Origin of the sequence: Kribbella sp. NPDC056861, assembly GCF_040687575.1 — a bacterium.
GTDB lineage: Bacteria > Actinomycetota > Actinomycetes > Propionibacteriales > Kribbellaceae > Kribbella.
Map to the genome: position 1 here is coordinate 520,430 of NZ_JBFBNQ010000005.1, position 18,606 is coordinate 539,035.

Below are 18,606 nucleotides of genomic sequence, written 5' to 3' on the forward strand. Positions count from 1 at the left end.
GATCGTAGGGCCGTGACAGCAATCTGCCACGGCCCTACGATCACGCGCTGACTGAACTACTGCTTGGCGTCGGCCTTGACCTCAGCCTTGGCGTCGCCCTTGACCTCGGGCTTGGCGTCGACGCCGGCCTCCTTGCGCTGGGCCGGGGTGATCGGGGCCGGCGCCGCAGTCAGCGGGTCGAAGCCGCCGCCCGACTTCGGGAACGCGATCACGTCGCGGATCGACTCGGTGCCGGCCAGCAGCGCCGTGATCCGGTCCCAGCCGAACGCGATGCCGCCGTGCGGCGGGGCGCCGAACTTGAACGCGTCGAGCAGGAAGCCGAACTTCTCGGTCGCCTCCTCGTCGGTCAGGCCCATCACCTTGAAGACCCGCTTCTGCACGTCCTCGCGGTGGATACGGATCGACCCGCCACCGATCTCGTTGCCGTTGCAGACGATGTCGTACGCGTACGCCAGCGCGCTGCCCGGGTCGGTGTCGAAGCTCTCCAACGAGTCCGGCTTGGGCGAGGTGAACGCGTGGTGCACCGCGGTCCACGCACCCGAACCGACGGCGACGTCACCAGCGGCGGTCGCGTCGTCGGCCGGCTCGAACAGCGGCGCGTCGACGACCCACACGAACGACCAGGTCGACTCGTCGATCAGGCCACCGCGGCGGCCGATCTCCAGCCGGGCCGCACCCAGCAGCGCGCGCGACGACTTGACCGCGCCAGCCGCGAAGAAGATGCAGTCGCCCGGCTTCGCGCCGACGTGGTCGGCCAGCCCGGCGCGTTCCTCCTCGGACAGGTTCTTGGCGACCGGGCCACCCAGCTCGCCGTCCTGACCGACCAGCACGTACGCCAGACCCCGCGCACCGCGCTGCTTGGCCCACTCCTGCCACGCGTCCAGCTGCTTGCGCGGCTGGTCGGCGCCGCCCGGCATCACGACCGCGCCGACGTACTGCGCCTGGAACACCCGGAACGGCGTGCTCTTGAAGTACTCCGTGCACTCGACCAGCTCGAGGCCCATCCGCAGGTCCGGCTTGTCGCTGCCGAACCGCGCCATCGCCTCGGCGTACGTCATCCGCTGGATCGGCGTCTGCACCTCGTGCCCGGCCAGCTTCCACAGCTCGACCAGGATCTCCTCGGACAGCGTGATGATGTCGTCCTGGTCGACGAAGCTCATCTCGATGTCGAGCTGGGTGAACTCCGGCTGCCGGTCGGCGCGGAAGTCCTCGTCGCGGTAGCAGCGCGCGATCTGGAAGTAGCGCTCCATCCCGGCGACCATCAGCAGCTGCTTGAACAGCTGCGGCGACTGCGGCAGCGCGTACCACGAGCCCGGCTGCAGCCGCGCCGGGACCAGGAAGTCGCGGGCGCCTTCCGGCGTCGACTTGGTCAGCGTCGGCGTCTCGATCTCGATGAAGTCGTGCTTGTCGAGCACCGCGCGAGCGGCCTTGTTCACCTTGCTGCGCAGGCGAAGCGCCGACCCCGGACCCTGGCGACGCAGGTCGAGGTACCGGTACTTCAGCCGGACCTCCTCGTTCACCGGCGTCGCGTGGTGCTCCTCGACCGGGAACGGCAGCGGGGCGGCCTCGTTGAGGACCTCGATTTCCTCGGTGATGATCTCGATCTCACCGGTTGGCAGGTCCGGGTTCGCGTTGCCCTCGGGGCGCGCCGCGACGGTGCCGACGATCTTCAGGCAGTACTCCGACCGCAGTCCGCTGGCCGCGGCCTCGTCCCGGATGACCACCTGGACGGTGCCGCTGGAGTCGCGCAGGTCGATGAACGCCACGCCGCCGTGATCGCGCCGCCGCGCCACCCAGCCCGCCAACGTGACGGTCTGTCCGGTGTTCTCGGCTCGCAGCGAGCCGGCGGAATGGGTACGGATCACGAGTTCTCCTGAGGGGTTTCGAGCTGCGGTGTTTCGATGCTGGGTCGTACGTCGTGCGCGGGCGGCGCCCAGGTCGCCGGGTCTGCCGACACCTGCTCGCCGCTCCGGATGTCCTTCACTTCGGCGCCGTTCTCGGTGCTGAACCAGACGAACGGGATGCCGCGCTTGTCGGCGTCCTTGATCTGCTTGCCGAACTTCGCCGCCGCCGGCGCCACCTCGACCGGGATGCCGCGCGCCCGCAACGCGGCGGCGGTGCGCATCGCCCCGGTCCGCTCATCTTCGTTGTTCAAGGCAACCAACACGGCGGTCGGCGTACTGCGGGAGCCCTTCACCAGGCCCTGACTGAACAGCCGGGTGATCAACCGGGACACGCCGATCGAGATCCCGACGCCCGGGTACGTCGTCCTGCCGTCGCTGGCGAGCGAGTCGTAGCGGCCGCCCGAGCAGATCGAGCCGTAGGACTCGTGGCCGATCAGCTGGGTCTCGTAGACGGTGCCGGTGTAGTAGTCCAGGCCGCGCGCGATCTTCAGGTCCGCGACCAGCAGGCCGGGGGCGTGCTCGTTCGCGGCGGTCATGATGGTGGCCAGCCGCTCGAGGCCCTCGTCGAGGATCTCGTGCTGCACCCCGAGCGCCCGGACCTGCTCGACGAACGACGCGTCGGTGCTGGAGATCTCGGCGAGCCGGAGCACCTGCTTGGCGGTCTCGGCCGACAGCTGCGGCCCGGTCCCGGCGGTCAGCAGCTGGGTGACCTTGTCCGGACCGATCTTGTCGAGCTTGTCGACGATCCGCAGTACGGCGGCGACGTCCTCGATGCCGAGACCGCGGTAGAAACCCTCCGGGATCTGCCGGTTGTTGACCTGGATCCGGAACGGCGGGATCGGCAGCTTGCTGAACGCGTCGGCGATCACGAGCGGCAGCTCGACCTCGTAGTGGAACGGCAGCGTGCCGTCGCCGACGATGTCGATGTCGGCCTGCGCGAACTCGCGGTACCGGCCCTCCTGCGGGCGTTCGCCGCGCCACACCTTCTGGATCTGGTAGCGCCGGAACGGGAACGCGAGCTTGCCGGCGTTCTCCAGCACGTACCGCGCGAACGGCACGGTCAGGTCGAAGTGCAGCCCGAGCTCCGCCTTCTCCTCGGCGGCGGCGCCGAGGCGGCGTACGGCGTAGATCTCCTTGTCCGCGTCCTCACCCTGGTTCGAGAGGCGCTCGACCGGCTCGACCGCGCGGGTCTCGATCGAGGCGAAGCCGTGCAGCTCGAACGTCTCCCGGATCACGTCGAGGAAGTGCTGCTCGACGATCCGGTCCGACGGGAGGAACTCGGGGAACCCACTGATCGGGGTTACCTTGCTCATTGTCTTATGTCTCCAGGTCCTGCAAGTAAGGGTTGGTCGCCTTTTCCCGGCCGATCGTGGTCTGGCCGCCATGACCCGGGAGCACGACGATCTCGTCGCGCATCGGCAGGATCTTGGTGGCCAACGTATGCAGCATCGCCGGATGGTCGCCGCCGGGCAGATCCGTCCGGCCGATCGACCCGGCGAACAGCACGTCGCCGGAGAACATCACCGCGGGCACGTCCTCCGGCCCGAGGTACGGCGTGGTGAAGGTGACCGAGCCGCGGGTGTGACCCGGGGTGTGGTCCACGGTGAACTGCAGCCCCGCCAGCTCGAGCGCCTGACCGTCCTTGAGCTCCTGGACGTCATCGGGCTCGGCGAACTTGTGGTCGCCGCCGAGCAGCATCCGGGCGCTCTCCTGGCTGATGCCGGCCATTGGGTCGGCCAGCAGGTGCCGGTCGTCCGCGTGGATCCAGGCGGTGCTGTCATAGGTGCCGCAGACCGGCAGGACCGAGAACATGTGGTCGATGTGGCCGTGCGTGAGGAGCACGGCGACGGGCTTCAGCTTGTTCTCCCGGACCACCTGCTCGACTCCGCTGGTGGCGTCCTGTCCTGGATCGATGACGATGCACTCCGCGCCCTGGCCGGTGGCGACGACGTAGCAGTTCGTACCCCACGAACCCGCGGGGAACCCGGCGATGAGCACGACAGACCTTCCTGGAGCGGACAGCGGGACCTGTCAAGGCTACCGGTGACGGCGTACGGAGTACGAACCGGATTGCTGCGCGCGATCACCCACTGCTTGTTTTGTGCCCGATTGTGATCGCAACCCCGTTGCGTAGCGGCCGGGAGTTTGTGATTGTTCAGTGATACGCGTGGGGACAGTTCCCGACGCGCCCGACTGGACCCTGCTCGCCGGATGAACCGGCGACTGGCCAGAATGGGGACGAGCGCAGTACATACCGCCGGAAGGGGCGAGTTGTGGCCGAGGAAAGCTGGGGCCGGGTAGGCGACGACGGAACGGTCTTCGTCCGGACCAAGGACGGGGAGAGGGCGGTCGGCCAGTGGCCGGACGCGAACCCCGAGGAGGCACTCGCCTTCTACACCCGCCGCTACGACGCCCTGGCGTTCGAGGTGGACCTGCTGGAGAAGCGGGTCCAGGCGGGCACCGTCTCGCCGGACGACGCCCGGGCCGCGGTGAAGAAGGTGACCGGCGCGATCGACGAGGCACAGGCCGTCGGCGACCTGGACGGGCTGCGCGCCCGGCTGGAGGCGCTCACCCCGCTGGTGGCCCAGCAGCGGGAGAAGAAGAAGGCCGAACGCGCCGCGAAGGTCGAGGAGGCCCGCGACGCGAAGACGAAGATCGCGACCGAGGCCGAGACGATCGCCGCCGGCACCGACTGGCGGCACGGCGTCACCCGGCTGCGCGAACTGCTGGACGAGTGGAAGGCACTCCCCCGGCTCGACAAGTCGAGCGACGACGAGCTGTGGCACCGCTTCTCGTCGGCGCGTACGACGTACACGCGGCATCGCAAGCAGCACTTCTCCGAGCTGTCCTCCAAGCGCGACGAGGCAGCCGTCGTGAAGGAGCGTTTGGCCGCCGAGGCCGAGTCGCTCTCCTCGAACACCGACTGGGGCCCGACCTCCGGCCGCTTCCGCGACCTGATGCGGCAGTGGAAGGCGGCCGGCCCGGCACCGCGCGAGGTCGACGACAAACTGTGGGCCCGCTTCCGCAGCGCCCAGGACGCCTTCTTCGGCGCCCGCGACGCCGAGCAGGCCCAGGAGAACGAGGAGCAGGTCGCCAACCAGGCAGCCAAGGAAGCCCTCCTGGTCGAGATCGAAGCGATCCTCCCGGTCACCAACGCCAAAACGGCCCGCGACCAACTCCGCGACCTCCTCGACCGCTGGGACGCGATCGGCAAGATCCCTCGCGACTCGATGCGCTCCATCGACGGCCGCCTGCGCGCCGTCGAACAGGCCGTCAAGTCCGCCGAGGACGAGGTCTGGAACAACAGCAACCCCGAGGCCCGAGCCCGCGCCGAAGCCACGGTCAAGCAACTCCAGGCCCTGATCACGGACCTGGAGAAGCAAGCCGCCAAGCACGAGGCCCAAGGCAACACCCGCAAGGCCACCGAGGCGCACGAAGCCATCGCGGCCCGCCGCGAATGGCTCACCCAAGCGCAGAACGCGTTGGCCGACTTCAGCTGACCAAGCCTGTGGACAACTGAAAGCACAGGATGTCTGTTCTCAGACATCCTGTGCCGATGTCTTTCCCACCGTTCTTCAGCGGCCTGCCTTTTACCGGCAGACAGGCCGGCAAGAAGCTGAAGTGGCTGCTCTCCGTTGGCGAGATCCGCCAGCTGCTCGCCGATGTCTACGTCGCCACCGACACCATCGACAGCCCTGAACTACGGTCGGCAGCAGCCGCACTAGTGCTGCCGGAGGGAACCATCGCCTGCGGCCAACTCGCAGCGTGGATCCACGGCATCGACACAACCGCGCTGGGCCCGAAGCCGCCCCGCGCCCAGTGGACCCGCGAAGCCGCCGACATCGTCCAGGTCTTCGGCGTCCCGGTGATCAGCCCGATCGCCACCGGCGTCGAGCTCGCGATGGAACTCCCCCGCCCCTTCGCCCTGTCTGCCGTCGACGCGCTACTCCGCTCCGGCAAAGCCGACCGCTGGGCGATCCGAGCGGCCTCAGCGGAGTACGAGGGAAAGCGCGGGATCCACCAAGCCCGCCAGATCCTCCACTACGCCGACCGCCGCGCCGCCTCACCAGGCGAGTCCTGGCTCCGCCTACGCATGATCGACGCCGGCTTCGGCCGCCCTGACCTGCAGACTCGCATCAAAGGCCACACGCGCGAGTACCGCATCGACGTCGCCTACCCCGACCCCGTCGACAACCGCCGCCTGGGCCTCGAGTACGACTCCGACCGCTGGCACTCCCACCAACGCGAGCAAGCCCGCGACGAAGTACGGCGTACGGAACTGGAAGCTCTCGGCTGGCACATCATCTCGGTCCGCAGAACCGACCTCTGGGGCAGCTACCCGTCCCTGGAACTAGCCGTAGGAGCCTTCCTCTGCGTCTGGCCGAAGCTCCCCCGCCGCTGGTAACACCCGACCCTTTCGCAGGCACCAGCAAGCTCGCGACGCAGTACGCCGTACTGAACTGCGCAGTACGGCGTGCTGTGCTGGCACCGGCCAGCGCATTCTCCCCAGGCGATAACCAACCGCTGTCGGTCCTGCCCAACTGGAGCCTTCATCCACACCAGCCAGCATTCACCCGCTAGCGGCTGCGTGCTCGCCGCCTCGTCCAGCATGGCGATCGCCAAGCCCCTGACCAGCGACCCCCTCCGCCCACCCGGAGGCCATGGAGCCGGCACCAGCAAGCTCGCGACGCAGTACGCCTTACTGAGCTGGCTCGGCAGCGCCCCGCACGGCTGCGGGCGCGCTGCCGAGCGCCTTGTCAGTTGCGGTAGCGGAAGATGATTCTGCCTCGGGTCAGGTCGTAGGGGCTGAGCTCTACCAGGACGCGGTCTTCCGGGAGGATCTTGATGTAGTTCTTCCGGATCTTGCCGCTGATGTGTGCGAGGACCTGGTGGCCGTTGGTGAGTTCGACGGTGAAGTTGGCGTTGCGGAGGCACTCGATGACTGTGCCTTCGAGTTCGAGAGCACCTACTTTTCCGGGCATGTCAGGCCTTTCCCAGTTCCAGGGTGCTGCCGGTACGGCGGGCACCGAGGCTCGCGAACAGCGTCAGTGCAGGCAGGTTGGTTTCATCGATCTCGGCGGTGGCCGCTTCGAAGCCGGAGCGGTGCAGCCGAGTCAGCGCGTCACTCAGCAAGGCTCGGCCGATGCCTTGGCGTTGCTCAGCAGCCAGTACTGCGAGCAGCCCGATCCGTGGACGTCGCGTCATCGTCGCGACCCGGACCAACCCGACGTACCGGTCATCGCGTACTGCGACCGTGTACTTCGACGGGTCCATCGGCCTGGTACCGCCCTGCCACGGCAGCACCTCCGCGGGCATCGTCTGCCAGCCGACGGACGCCTCAACCTCGGTCCGGACCGCATCCTCCAATTCCCGCAACGGATTCTCGCCGGCAGCGGAGATGGCTACCCCAGAAGGCAAATCAATCAGGTTCGTCGGTGGTTCGGTCGGTACGACGTACTCGAACTCGCGTCGCGAGATCGTGAACCCGACGCGTTCCCAACTGGCGGCAAGGTCGCGATCAGCCTCGTCGACCACCGTGTACAGCGGCTCCGACTGATCAGCCACCATCGTGGCAGCGAGCTGGTCGAAGACCGCGCCGCGCCAGGTGTCGACGCTGACGAAGGTCCGGCCGTCGAGCCGGCGGGAGGCGTGACCGCGGCCGACGACCAGGTCGTTCTCCACCGCGTGCCACTGGTTGTCCGCGACGCGCGAGATCGTCACCGCGTGGGCGCCGAGGCCGGGACTGAAAGGCAAAGAGTTCATAGGTGTTTCCCTTCGGGAGTGCCGAAACTGCTCCAGGCGCTCCCGCCGACACCTACGTCAATCGCCCGCCCGTGACCACGAGCCAGGGAGCACCCACTGCTCTACAGCGTTCATGGGTTCTCACCTCCAGGCGTGATGTCACGGACCAGGGCAAGGTACCAACCCGACCACTCCCCCGCCACCGGTTATTTCGCTGCCACCAGGCGAGCCAGCTCCGGCATGGTGTGGAGACGCGGGATGCCGACGGGGATCAGATGCTTATCCGTGTCATCGCTGGTGAACAAGGCCGTCTGCAGGCCCAGCGCCTGAGCCGGGAGGAGATTGGTGCCGCGGTCGTCCACGAGCAGAACCGTCGACGGGTCGGCTCCCAGCCCGTCGATCAGGGCGGTGTAGGCGGCGGGATCCGGCTTGCGGACTCCGAGCTCGGCGCTGACGTACCAGTGCTTGACGTAGCGATCGAGCCCGAAGCGGTTCCGGAGAACGGCAGACCACTCCGAAGCATCGTTGGTGAGGCAGGCCAGCCTCAGTCCAGCGGCAGAAAGTTGCTTCAGCAGCGGGATGAGGCCAGGCGTCAGCTCGTGCGCCGCGCAGTACTCGGTGTCGTTCGCAGTGTCCTGTACGCCGAGCTTGCTCCACAGCTCCGCGGTTGTCAGCTCGCCGCGAGTGCAGGCGTGGTACGTCGTGAGGACTGTGGCTGGGGATTCGCTGCAGCCTTTGCGCTGGAGGTAGGGCGACAGCAGGTTGGTCACCACGTTGCCGTGGCGGTACAGCACACCCATGGCGTCCAGGACCACGGTGGTGATCACGTGCGGAAGCCGGCGTGGACGTGGTCGTGGTGGGTTTGGTCGGAGAAGTAGGTGGCGCCGGAGAGTTGGTACGGGCCGCCGACGTTGTAGGAGCCGGTGGCGGCTGAGGCGCGCATGTAGTTGGTGATGAGCGTGCGTGGGGTGGCGGGGTCGACGACGGCTCGGCCGTTGATCTGCCAGGTGTCGAAGGCTCGGCCGCGCGGGTGGTCGCTGGGGCGGGTGGTGCCGAAGACGTTGAGCGGGTGGCCGGAGCGGATGACGCTGACGCCGATTCGGTAGGTCTTGGAGAGGGTGAGCATCGCGGTCAGGACGGTGTCGTGGATGGTCCCGGAGCGGATGTCTGCGGCTGAGGCCGGTGGGAGGATGATGCGGTCGGTGGCGAGCACCTGCTTCGCGGTGGCGGACAGGCGGGTGGTCGCCGCGCCGGGCTGAGCGGGATGCGTGGCTGTCACTCGCCACGCTCGGCCTGATCTGGACAGTCGTACGTCGACCGTGGTGCCGCCGGTGATTAGCTTGCCGTTGGCAACGGAATGGACGCGGCACGGGACCAGCACGCTCGCGGTGTCGGCGAGCAGTCCGCCGTACTGGGCGTCGATCACCTCGACCACCGAGTTCGGGCGTTGCAGGAGCTTCTCGACGGCCTGGACGGCTGCGAGTTTGGCTGCTGGTTCGATCTCACCGCGGCCAGGTCGCCAGAGTGAGACCTTCGGTAGCACGGGCGCTGACGGGGAGGTCCCAGGAGGAGAGGCAGGAGTGGACGTCGGCGGCACAGGCACAGGAGACGAAGCAGGCGGCACAGACGAACCAGGCGGAGCGGACGAAGCGGTAGCAGGCGCACTCCCCGGCGTACTGCTCCCCACCTTCTCCTCCGGACTGCACCCCACCACCACCCCGGCACCTAGCACCAGCAGGCCGCGGCGGGTGAGCTGCGGCCTGCTGAGCTGGGACCCGTTACTGGGTGACTCGGTAGACGTCGAAGACGCCCTCTACTGAGCGGACGGCCTTCAGGACGTGACCCAGGTGCGTCGGGTCGCCCATCTCGAAGGTGAAGCGGGACTTGGCGATCCGGTCGCGCGTGGTGGTCAGCGCCGCCGACAGGATGTTCACGTGATAGTCCGACAGCACCCGCGTGATGTCCGACAGCAACCGCGCCCGGTCGAGCGCCTCGACCTGGATCGCGACCAAGAAGACCGACTGCGCGGTCGGGGCCCACTCGACCTCGACGATGCGCTCGGGTTGGGTCTGCAGGTTCTCCACGTTGGCGCAGTCGGCGCGGTGCACCGAGACGCCCGCGCCGCGGGTGACCCAGCCGATGATCTCGTCACCCGGCACCGGCGTACAGCAGCGGGCGAGCTTCGAGAGGATGTCGGTCGCACCCTTGACGATGACACCGGCGTCGCCACGCGCGGTCCGCTTGCGGCGCTCGCGAGTGGCCGGCAACCGCAGGCCCTCGGCGAGATCCTCCGCCGCGCCCTCTTCGCCGCCGTACGTCTCGATCAGTCGCCGTACGACGGCCTGCGCGCTCACGTGGCTCTCGCCGACCGCGGCGTACAGACCGGTCACGTCGGGGTAGCGCAGCGAGTTGGCGACCGCGGTCAGCGTCTCGTGCGAGAGCAGCCGCTGCAGCGGCAGGCCTTCCTTGCGGAGCTGCTTGGCGATCGCGTCCTTGCCGTGCTCGATCGCCTCGTCGCGGCGCTCCTTGGAGAACCAGTGCTTGATCTTGTTGCGGGCCCGCGGGCTCTTGACGAACATCAGCCAGTCGCGCGACGGCCCGGCGCCCTGCGCCTTCGAGGTGAACACCTCGACGACGTCGCCGTTCTCCAGGGTGCTCTCCAGCGGCACCAGCCGCCCGTTCACCCGGGCGCCGATACAGCGGTGCCCGACCTCGGTGTGGATCGCGTAGGCGAAGTCGACCGGCGACGAGCCGGTCGGCAGCGACATCACGTCACCGCGCGGAGTGAAGACGTAGACCTCGGAGTTGTTGATCTCGAACCGCAGCGAGTCGAGGAACTCCGACGGGTCGGAGGTCTCCCGCTGCCAGTCGACCAACTGCCGGACCCAGGGCATCTCGTTCGGCGCGCCGATCTCGGTGGTCGGCGGGGCGCCCACCTCCGGCGACGGCGCGTTCGGGTCCTCCTTGTACTTCCAGTGCGCGGCGATGCCGTACTCCGCGCGCCGGTGCATCGAGAAGGACCGGATCTGCAGCTCCACCGGCTTGCCCTGCGGGCCGATCACGGTGGTGTGCAGCGACTGGTACATGTTGAACTTCGGCATCGCGATGTAGTCCTTGAACCGGCCGGGCACCGGGTTCCAGCGGGCGTGCAGCACACCCAGCCCGGCGTAGCAGTCCCGGACCGACTCGACCAGCACGCGGATGCCGACCAGGTCGTAGATGTCGCCGAACTCGCGGCCGCGGACGATCATCTTCTGGTAGATCGAGTAGTAGTGCTTGGGCCGGCCGGTGACGGTCGCCTTCACCTTGGCGGCGCGTAGGTCCTCGTGCACCTGGTCGATCACCGAGGCGAGGTACTCGTCGCGGGACGGGGCGCGCTCGGCGACCAGCCGGACGATCTCGTCGTACACCTTCGGGTGCAGGGTCGAGAACGACAGGTCCTCGAGCTCCCACTTGATCGTGTTCATACCCAGCCGGTGCGCCAGCGGGGCGTAGATCTCGAGCGTCTCGCGGGCGATCCGCTCCTGCTTCTCCTGCCGCAGGAAGCCCAGCGTGCGCATGTTGTGCAGCCGGTCGGCGAGCTTGATCACCAGCACCCGGATGTCCTTGGCCATCGCGACGACCATCTTGCGGATCGTCTCGGCCTGCGCGGACTCGCCGTACTTGACCTTGTCCAGCTTGGTGACGCCGTCGACCAGCATCGCGATCTCTTCGCTGAAGTCCTTGGTCAGCTCGGCGATCGTGTAGTCGGTGTCCTCGACCGTGTCGTGCAGCAGCGCGGCGCACAGCGTCGGCGCCGTCATGCCCAGCTCGGCCAGGATGGTGGCGACCGCGAGCGGGTGCGTGATGTACGCGTCGCCGCTCTTGCGGAGCTGGCCGGTGTGGTGCTTCTCGGCGGTGCGATAGGCCCGCTCGATCATCGCCAGGTCGGCCTTGGGGTGGGTCGCGCGAACGACCCGGAAGAGCGGCTCCAGCATCGGCGCCCGGTTCGGGTGCCGGGTGCCGCCGAGCCGGGCCAGCCGGGCGCGAACCCGGGCCGGCGCGATCCTGGGTGGCTGCGCCGAAGGCGGCGGAGCGGCGGCTGGAGACGGCGAAGAACTGGCCACCGGGCGGCTCGCCGGAGCGCGCGGAGGCTCGTGCGGCACCACGTCCGGTACCGCTGAAGTCATCGCCGGGTCTTCACCCACGTTGTATCCCTCCGCCGACAGACCACCAGTCTAGGGGGAACAAGCCAACCCGGTTGACCCGGCCTGTGGACAACACGCCGAAATCATGTAACCGCTTGACCTCAGACGGTGACGAGCGCCTCGACCCGCTCCGCGGCGAGCCGGTCGCGGCCCGGTAGGAACGACAGCTCGATCAACACGGCCGTACCGGCTACCTCGGCGCCGCAGCGGCGTACCAGGCGCAGACAGGCCTCGACCGTGCCGCCGGTGGCGAGCACGTCGTCGATCACCAGCACCCGGTCCCCCGGCTCGAAGGCGTCCTGATGGACCTCGATGGTCGCCTCGCCGTACTCGAGCTCGTAGGACTCCTCGTACGTCGCGGCCGGCAGCTTGCCCTTCTTGCGGACCGGGACGAACCCGGCCCCCAGAGCGAGCGCGACCGGGGCGGCCAGGATGAAGCCACGGGCTTCGATCCCGACCACCTTGTCGACGACGACGGTCCCGTCGGCATCCCGGCCGAAGGCGGCCAGCGCCTCCACCACCTGGCTGAAGCCGCCGTGGTCCGCCAGCAGCGGGGTGATGTCCTTGAACACCACCCCCGCCTGCGGGTAGTCCGAAATGTCGCGGATGCCGTCCTTCAGTACTTCGTCCAGCGAACGCATCAGCAGTATTCCGCCAGAACCGTCACTTGCCGCGCTTGGAACGCGGTTTGCGAGCCGGCTGCGGCCGTCCTGCGCCACTCGTCGGCCGTACCGGGCGGCTCGACGGCGTCGGAGTACCGGCGGTCGCGCTCGGGGTCTTCGCAGCCCGATCCTGCGGCCGCGAGATGTCGGTGGCGCTTCCGCCGCCGACGACAGCACCCGCAGCAACCGGGTCGCCGACCTTGGCGCCGGTCGTCGCACGCTTGGCCAGCACCCGGCGGCGCAGCGCCTGCATCCCCGGCTCACGCTCCTTGAACTGGGCCAGCAGCGCCGGAGCGATGAAGATCGACGAGTACGCGCCGACGGCGATACCGACGAACAGCGCCAGCGAGAGGTCCTTCAGCGGGCCGGTGCCCAGCACCACGGTGCCGACCACCAGGATCGAGCCGACCGGCATCAGGGCGATCAGCGTGGTGTTGATCGACCGGACGATGGTCTGGTTGACGGCCAGGTTGGTCGCGTCGCTGTAGGTGTAGCGGTTCGACCCGGTGATGCCGCGGGTGTTCTCGCGGATCTTGTCGAACACCACCACGGTGTCGTACAGCGAGTACCCGAGGATGGTCAGCACACCGATCACGGTGGCCGGCGTGACGTCGAACCCGATCAGCGCGTACAGGCCGACCGTGATGAACACGTCGTGGACCAGCGCGATGATGGCCGCCATCGAGGCCTTGGGCTCTCGGAAGTAGATCCAGATCACGCCGAAGACCAGGACCAGGAAGACGATCAGCGCCAGGATCGCCTTGTTGGCGATCTGGGAGCCCCAGGAGGCGCCGATCTGGGAGGTGCTGACCTGACTGGCCGGCACGTTCACTTCCTTGGCGATCGCGTCGGTGACCTTGGCGATGTCGGCCTGGGACAGCGGCTTGGTCTGCACCCGGACCTTCTCGCCGCCGATCGTGGTGACGACCGGGTCGCCGAGGTCCTGGGCGTTGGTCGCCTTCACCGCGGCGGTGACGTCGTCGATCGTGTTGTCGTTGATCTTGACGTTGGTCTGGTACTCGACGCCGCCCTTGAACTCGATCCCGAGCGCGAGCCCGCGGGCGAACAGCGCGCCCAGCGAGATCACCACCAGGGCGATCGAGACGGCGAACCAGATCTTGCGCTTGCCGATGAAGTCGTAGGAGACCTCACCACGGTGCAACCGGGCACCGATGGTTCCGAGCTTCGACATCAGACCTCGCCTCCCACGGGCTTGCGCGTCGACTTCGCCGCCGGCCGGTCAGCCGGCCGCATCTGGCCGGGCAGCCGTTCGACGCCGAGATGCTCGGGGTCGAGGCCGGACAGCTTGTGGCCGTGACCGAAGAAGTCGGTCCGGGCCAGCAGCGTCACCAGCGGCTTGGTGAAGACGAAGACGATCAGCAGGTCGATCACGGTGGTCAGGCCGAGCGTGAACGCGAAGCCCTTCACACTGCCCACCGCCAGGATGTAGAGCACCAGCGCGGCCAGCAGCGAGATCGAGTCGGCCGCGATGATGGTGTGCTTGGCGCGGGCCCAGCCGGTCTCCACCGACGAGCGCAGGCTGCGGCCCTCGCGGACCTCGTCCCGCAGTCGCTCGAAGTAGATGACGAACGAGTCCGCGGTGATACCGATGGCGACGATCAGACCGGCGATACCGGACAGCGTCAGGGTGAAGCCCATCGACTTGCCGAGCAGCACCACCGAGGCGTAGGTGAGCGCCGCGGCCGCGACCAGCGAGGCCACCACGACCAGGCCGAGGCCCCGGTAGTACAGGAACGAGAAGATGATCACCAGGCCGAGCCCGATCAGGCCCGCGGTGATACCGGCCGAGAGCTGGTCGCCGCCGAGCTGCGGGGAGATCGTCGCGACCTCGGAGATGTCGAACGACACCGGCAGCGCGCCGTACTTCAGCACGTTGGCCAGGTCGCGGGCCTCGGACTCGGTGAACGAGCCGGTGATCTGGGCCTGGCCGCCGGGGATCGGCTGGCTCACGCTCGGGGTGGAGATGGCGACCCCGTCCAGCACGATCGCGAACAGGTTCGCGCCGGCCGGCTTCTTGGAGATCGCGGTGGTGGCCTTGAGGAACTTCTCGCCGCCCTCACCGGTGAACTTCAGGTCGACCTGCCACTGGAACCCGCCCTGCGGGATGCCGGCGGTCGAGTCGGACAGGTCGGTCCCCTTCAGGATCGCCGGGCCGAGCAGGTACTTCGTGGACTTGTCCTTGCTGCAGGAGATGAGCGGCTTGTCCGGCTCGTCCTTGGCAGCGGGCTTGTCACAGGTGAAGGCGGTGAACGCGGCCTGGGTCGCGGCGTCCGGCGCGTAGTTCAGCGGGTCACCGTTGTTGACCGGGGCGGACGGCGTCGCGGCAGGGGTCGACGGCGCCGGTGTCGACGGCGCCGGGGTGCTCGCCTTCGGGGTCGGCGTCGGCGTGGCCGCGCCCAGCACGCTGCTCCAGCCGCGGCCGTTCGGGGTCGCGCTGGTCGACGGCTTCAGCGTGGTGCTCGGCTTCGGCGTCGTACTCGGCTTCGGCGTGGTGGAAGGCTTGCCGGTCGGCGTGGCCGACGGCACCGGGGTCGGCGCAGGTACGCCGGCCTGCGCGTCGTACACGACCCGGAAGTAGAGCAGGGCGGTCTGGCCGACCTGGTCGACCAGACTCTTCTGGTTGGCACCCGGTACGGCGACCGTGATGTGCTCGCTACCGGAGGTGGCGATCTCCGCCTCACCGATACCGGCGCCGTTCACGCGCTGGGAGATGATGTTCTTCGCCTCGGCCAGCTGCTCGGCCGTCACCTTGCCGCCGCCGGCCAGCGATTTGGCCGTCAGTGTGATGGTGGTGCCACCACGAAGGTCCAGACCGAGCTTGGGGGCCCAGGTCTTGGCGAGCGCCATGATCCCGAACAACAGGACCAGGACGACGCCGAGGACGATCAGGCTTCTCCCGGGGCGGGATGTCGTCGTCGTTGCCACGTCAGATTCTTCCTTGCGCTACTGGGCGCGCCCGAGCATCACTGGGATGCTCGCGCGCCGCACGCCGATAGGACGGGGTGGATCAGTTCTCGGTGTGCGTGGGGGGCAGCTTGGCCTTGTCCTGCACCTTGTCGGCGCCGGTCACCGGCACGTCGACGGTGTCCTTGGCGACGGCCGGCTCGACCGCGGTCTCGTCGGTGGCCTCGTCCACCGGCTCCTCCACGGCCTCGTCCTCGGTCTCCTCCGGGATCACCCGGCCGATGGCGGCCTTCACGAACTGCACCAGGACGCCGTCGGAGATCTCCAGCGTCACGTACTCGTCGTCGACCTCCTCGACGATGCCGACCACTCCGCTGGTGGTGATCACCTTCGTGCCCGGCGCCAGCGCGGCGACCGTGTCGGCCTGCTTCTGGCGCTGCTTGCGCTGGGTACGGCTCATGAACCAGATCATCCCGACGATCAGGATCAGCGGGAGGAGGAGCGTGATGCCCCCGCCGCCGGAGGAGGCCATCGGTGCGGCGATCAAAACCATCGGGACTCAGAATCCTTCGTCGAAGATGTACGGGTGCCCGGCACGCTCTGCACAAACGCGCAGGTCGCAGCGGGGTGGCCCTGGTACGGGCCACCGGGGAGTCTAACCCTGGGCGGCAACAAGTACCGCATAACAGGGGGTCACGTTTGAATTACTCGTCATCGCTTCAACGTCGCCGCCACGGCGTTCGTGCCCGTGTCGTTCGCAGTCGTCCGATTTATTCGTCGTCGGTGTCGAAGAGCGTGTCCGCGAACGTGGCGCCCTTCGGGACGGCCAGGCCCAGGTGCCGCCAGGCCGCCGGAGTCGCGACGCGGCCACGCGGTGTCCGGGCCAGGTAGCCCGACCGGACCAGGAACGGTTCGGCCACCTCTTCCACGGTCTCACGTTCCTCGCCGACCGCGACAGCCAACGTGGACAGACCGACCGGTCCCCCGCCGAACCGGCGGCAGAGCGCGTCCAGTACGCCGCGGTCGAGCCGGTCCAGGCCCATCTTGTCCACCTCGTACAGCTCCAGGGCGGACTTCGACAGCGCGATGGTGATGATCCCGTCCGCCCGGACCTCGGCGAAGTCGCGGACCCGGCGGAGCAGCCGGTTCGCGATCCGGGGTGTGCCGCGCGACCGGGAGGCGATCTCGGCCGCCGCCTCCTTGGTGATGTCGACCTCGAGCAGCGCCGCCGACCGGTCGACGATCTTCTCCAGCTCGGCGGACTCGTAGAACTCCAGATGACCGGTGAATCCGAACCTGTCCCGCAACGGACCGGGCAGCAGCCCGGCCCGGGTGGTCGCGCCGACCAGGGTGAACGGCGGGATCTCCAGCGGGATCGCGGTCGCGCCGGGCCCCTTGCCGACGATCACGTCGACGCGGAAGTCCTCCATCGCCATGTACAGCAGCTCTTCGGCCGGGCGCGACATCCGGTGGATCTCGTCGAGGAACAGCACCTCGCCCTCGTTCAGACCCGACAAGATCGCGGCCAGGTCACCGGCGTGCTGGATCGCCGGGCCGCTGGTGATCCGCAGCGGCGCCGCCAGCTCGCTGGCGATGATCATCGCCAGCGTGGTCTTGCCCAGGCCGGGTGGGCCGGACAGCAGGACGTGGTCCGGTGCGCGGTTGCGCCCGCGGGCGGCATGCAGGACGAGCTCGAGTTGCTCGCTTACCCGGCGCTGGCCGCCGAACTCGGCGAGCGTACGCGGCCGCAGCGCGGACTCGATCTTGCGCTCGTCGATGTCGAGCGCGTCCGCGGAGACCAGCGGCCTGACGTTGTCGTCCATAGTTTCTTAAGCCTTCGAGAGCGCGCGGAGCGCGGCTCTGAGCAGGTCGGGCACCGACGGGTTGGCGCTGTCGGCGGCCAGCGGCGAGACGGCGATGACGGCGTCGTCGGCGTCGCGGGCCGACCAGCCGAGGCCGACCAGGGCGGAGTGGACCTGCCCGCGCCAGGCGTCGGTCGTGGCGAGCGGACGGCCGGCAACGGTCCGCGAGGGCGCGCCGATCTTGTCCTTGAGCTCCAGCACGAGTCGTTGGGCGACCTTCTTGCCGACGCCGGGGATCTTCACCAGCATCGCCAGGTCTTCGGCGGCGACGGCTTGCCGGAGCTGATCCGGGCTGAGTACTGCGAGCGCCGCCTGCGCCAGCTTCGGGCCGACGCCCGACGCGGTCTGCAGCAGCTCGAAGAGCTCCTTCTCGTCGGCCTCCGCGAAGCCGTACAGCGTGAGCGAGTCCTCCCGCACCACCATCGAGGTGGCCAGCTTGAACTCCTGCCCGGGCCGCAGCGTGGCCAGCGTGCCGGGGTGGCAGTAGACCTGCAGCCCGACGCCACCGACCTCGATCACGCAGCTGTCCAGCCCGATCGCGGCCACCGGGCCACGCACGAACGCGATCATCGCTTCTCTCTCCTACTCATCGCCGACCCAGTCGTCGTCAGCCAAGTCGCCAGCCCACTCATCGTCGGCCCTTCTGAGCAGCCCCGGCCTGCGCCTCCACAGCGGCCTTCAGCCTCGCCACCTGCAGCCGCGATTGCGCCTGCGCCAGCGCTTCCAGATTCGGCCGACTGGCCGCCGCCTCTTGCAGCCGGCTCGTCACTCCACCCCGCCAAATGTGGCAGATCGCCAACGCCAAAGCGTCCGCGGCATCCGCGGGGGTCGGCCGCTCGGGCAGCTTCAGGATCCGGGTGACCATCGTGGTCACCTGCTCCTTGTCGGCCCGGCCGGAGCCGGTCACCGCCGCCTTCACCTCGCTGGGGGTGTGCAGCGCCACCGGCAACCCGCGCCGGGCAGCGACCACCATCGCCACCCCGGAGGCCTGGGCCGTGCCCATCACCGTCCGCACGTTCGCCTGGGCGAAGACCCGCTCGATCGCGACCGCGTCGGGCCGGTGCTCGATGATCCACTCCTCCAGATGGGCCTCGATCTGGACCAGCCGCTTGGCCACGTCCAGCTCGGCCGGCGTCCGGATCACGCCGACCGCGACCATCGTCGGCGGCCGGCCAGGCGTGCCCTCGACGACGCCGAGACCACACCGGGTCAGGCCCGGGTCGACACCGAGTACGCGCACTGGATCACCTCCGAACGTTTGTTCGACAACCCTAGACGCCCGGTCGGAGGCCACGAAATCGACACTCCGCAGCCTGTGGACGAC

The 18,606-nt window shown here is 68.7% G+C and carries 17 protein-coding genes; 2 read left to right on the plus strand and 15 right to left on the minus strand.

Annotated features, from left to right (window positions below; genetic code table 11):
* Window positions 1-56: 56 nt before the first annotated feature.
* The 3 genes from aspS to AB0P21_RS26680 are packed head-to-tail and all read right to left on the minus strand — an operon-like array spanning window position 57 to window position 3,902.
* Window positions 57-1,865: an aspartate--tRNA ligase gene (aspS, locus tag AB0P21_RS26670; RefSeq protein ID WP_363699925.1), complete on the minus strand. Its 1,809-nt coding sequence runs from the start codon at window positions 1,863-1,865 to the stop codon at window positions 57-59.
* On the minus strand, window positions 1,862-3,217 hold the full coding sequence (hisS, locus tag AB0P21_RS26675; RefSeq protein ID WP_363699926.1) for a histidine--tRNA ligase: 1,356 nt from the start codon (window positions 3,215-3,217) through the stop codon (window positions 1,862-1,864). The genes aspS and hisS overlap by 4 nt, the downstream gene beginning before the upstream one ends.
* Window positions 3,218-3,221: 4 nt before the next feature.
* Entirely contained in the window at window positions 3,222-3,902 is a 681-nt protein-coding gene (locus tag AB0P21_RS26680; protein ID WP_363699927.1) for an MBL fold metallo-hydrolase, read from the minus strand.
* A gap of 275 nt (window positions 3,903-4,177) precedes the next feature.
* On the opposite strand from AB0P21_RS26680, the gene AB0P21_RS26685 reads away from it, so the two are divergent.
* Window positions 4,178-5,404 (plus strand): DUF349 domain-containing protein, encoded by a 1,227-nt coding sequence (locus AB0P21_RS26685; protein WP_363699928.1) that lies wholly within the window; start codon window positions 4,178-4,180, stop codon window positions 5,402-5,404.
* 56 nt (window positions 5,405-5,460) lie between these two features.
* A complete protein-coding gene (locus tag AB0P21_RS26690) occupies window positions 5,461-6,309 on the plus strand; it encodes a hypothetical protein (protein ID WP_363699930.1) in 849 nt (282 codons plus the stop codon).
* A gap of 352 nt (window positions 6,310-6,661) precedes the next feature.
* Here AB0P21_RS26690 and infA read toward each other — a convergent pair whose 3' ends face one another.
* The 12 genes from infA to ruvC all read right to left on the minus strand — a co-directional run bounded on the left by infA (window position 6,662) and on the right by ruvC (window position 18,522).
* Window positions 6,662-6,886 (minus strand): translation initiation factor IF-1, encoded by a 225-nt coding sequence (gene infA / locus AB0P21_RS26695; protein ID WP_363699932.1) that lies wholly within the window; start codon window positions 6,884-6,886, stop codon window positions 6,662-6,664.
* A 1-nt stretch (window position 6,887) separates the two neighbouring features.
* Complete coding sequence (locus AB0P21_RS26700) at window positions 6,888-7,667, minus strand: GNAT family N-acetyltransferase (RefSeq protein WP_363699933.1); 780 nt, start codon at window positions 7,665-7,667, stop codon at window positions 6,888-6,890.
* A gap of 185 nt (window positions 7,668-7,852) precedes the next feature.
* Window positions 7,853-8,473: an HAD-IA family hydrolase gene (locus AB0P21_RS26705; RefSeq protein ID WP_363699934.1), complete on the minus strand. Its 621-nt coding sequence runs from the start codon at window positions 8,471-8,473 to the stop codon at window positions 7,853-7,855.
* Window positions 8,470-9,189: a hypothetical protein gene (locus tag AB0P21_RS26710; protein ID WP_363699935.1), complete on the minus strand. Its 720-nt coding sequence runs from the start codon at window positions 9,187-9,189 to the stop codon at window positions 8,470-8,472. The genes AB0P21_RS26705 and AB0P21_RS26710 overlap by 4 nt, the downstream gene beginning before the upstream one ends.
* 235 nt (window positions 9,190-9,424) lie before the next feature.
* Window positions 9,425-11,623 carry a bifunctional (p)ppGpp synthetase/guanosine-3',5'-bis(diphosphate) 3'-pyrophosphohydrolase gene (locus tag AB0P21_RS26715; protein WP_363700229.1) on the minus strand — a complete coding sequence of 733 codons (2,199 nt, stop codon included), beginning with the start codon at window positions 11,621-11,623 and terminating at the stop codon, window positions 9,425-9,427.
* 311 nt (window positions 11,624-11,934) lie between these two features.
* On the minus strand, window positions 11,935-12,474 hold the full coding sequence (locus tag AB0P21_RS26720) for an adenine phosphoribosyltransferase (protein WP_363699937.1): 540 nt from the start codon (window positions 12,472-12,474) through the stop codon (window positions 11,935-11,937).
* A gap of 22 nt (window positions 12,475-12,496) precedes the next feature.
* Window positions 12,497-13,687 carry a protein translocase subunit SecF gene (gene secF / locus AB0P21_RS26725; protein WP_363699938.1) on the minus strand — a complete coding sequence of 397 codons (1,191 nt, stop codon included), beginning with the start codon at window positions 13,685-13,687 and terminating at the stop codon, window positions 12,497-12,499.
* A complete protein-coding gene (gene secD, locus AB0P21_RS26730; protein ID WP_363699939.1) occupies window positions 13,687-15,441 on the minus strand; it encodes a protein translocase subunit SecD in 1,755 nt (584 codons plus the stop codon). The genes secF and secD overlap by 1 nt, the downstream gene beginning before the upstream one ends.
* An 82-nt stretch (window positions 15,442-15,523) precedes the next feature.
* Window positions 15,524-15,973 (minus strand): preprotein translocase subunit YajC, encoded by a 450-nt coding sequence (yajC, locus tag AB0P21_RS26735; protein ID WP_363699940.1) that lies wholly within the window; start codon window positions 15,971-15,973, stop codon window positions 15,524-15,526.
* Window positions 15,974-16,190: 217 nt separating this feature from the next.
* Window positions 16,191-17,243, minus strand: coding sequence for a Holliday junction branch migration DNA helicase RuvB (ruvB, locus tag AB0P21_RS26740; RefSeq protein ID WP_363699941.1), 1,053 nt, complete (start codon window positions 17,241-17,243; stop codon window positions 16,191-16,193).
* A gap of 6 nt (window positions 17,244-17,249) precedes the next feature.
* Window positions 17,250-17,852, minus strand: a complete 603-nt coding sequence (gene ruvA, locus AB0P21_RS26745) for a Holliday junction branch migration protein RuvA (RefSeq protein WP_363699942.1) — start codon at window positions 17,850-17,852, stop codon at window positions 17,250-17,252.
* Window positions 17,853-17,910: 58 nt separating this feature from the next.
* On the minus strand, window positions 17,911-18,522 hold the full coding sequence (ruvC, locus tag AB0P21_RS26750) for a crossover junction endodeoxyribonuclease RuvC (RefSeq protein ID WP_363699943.1): 612 nt from the start codon (window positions 18,520-18,522) through the stop codon (window positions 17,911-17,913).
* Window positions 18,523-18,606: the final 84 nt, after the last annotated feature.

Coding starts and splice junctions, on each gene's coding strand:
- secF (WP_363699938.1), bottom strand. CDS start 13,687: ATGTCGAAGCTCGGAACCATCGGTGCCCGGTTGCACCGTGGTGAGGTC.
- AB0P21_RS26715 (WP_363700229.1), bottom strand. CDS start 11,623: ATGCTGGAGCCGCTCTTCCGGGTCGTTCGCGCGACCCACCCCAAGGCC.
- yajC (WP_363699940.1), bottom strand. CDS start 15,973: ATGGTTTTGATCGCCGCACCGATGGCCTCCTCCGGCGGCGGGGGCATC.
- infA (WP_363699932.1), bottom strand. CDS start 6,886: ATGCCCGGAAAAGTAGGTGCTCTCGAACTCGAAGGCACAGTCATCGAG.
- AB0P21_RS26720 (WP_363699937.1), bottom strand. CDS start 12,474: ATGCGTTCGCTGGACGAAGTACTGAAGGACGGCATCCGCGACATTTCG.
- AB0P21_RS26700 (WP_363699933.1), bottom strand. CDS start 7,667: ATGAACTCTTTGCCTTTCAGTCCCGGCCTCGGCGCCCACGCGGTGACG.
- ruvA (WP_363699942.1), bottom strand. CDS start 17,852: ATGATCGCGTTCGTGCGTGGCCCGGTGGCCGCGATCGGGCTGGACAGC.
- AB0P21_RS26690 (WP_363699930.1), top strand. CDS start 5,461: ATGTCTTTCCCACCGTTCTTCAGCGGCCTGCCTTTTACCGGCAGACAG.
- hisS (WP_363699926.1), bottom strand. CDS start 3,217: ATGAGCAAGGTAACCCCGATCAGTGGGTTCCCCGAGTTCCTCCCGTCG.
- ruvB (WP_363699941.1), bottom strand. CDS start 17,243: ATGGACGACAACGTCAGGCCGCTGGTCTCCGCGGACGCGCTCGACATC.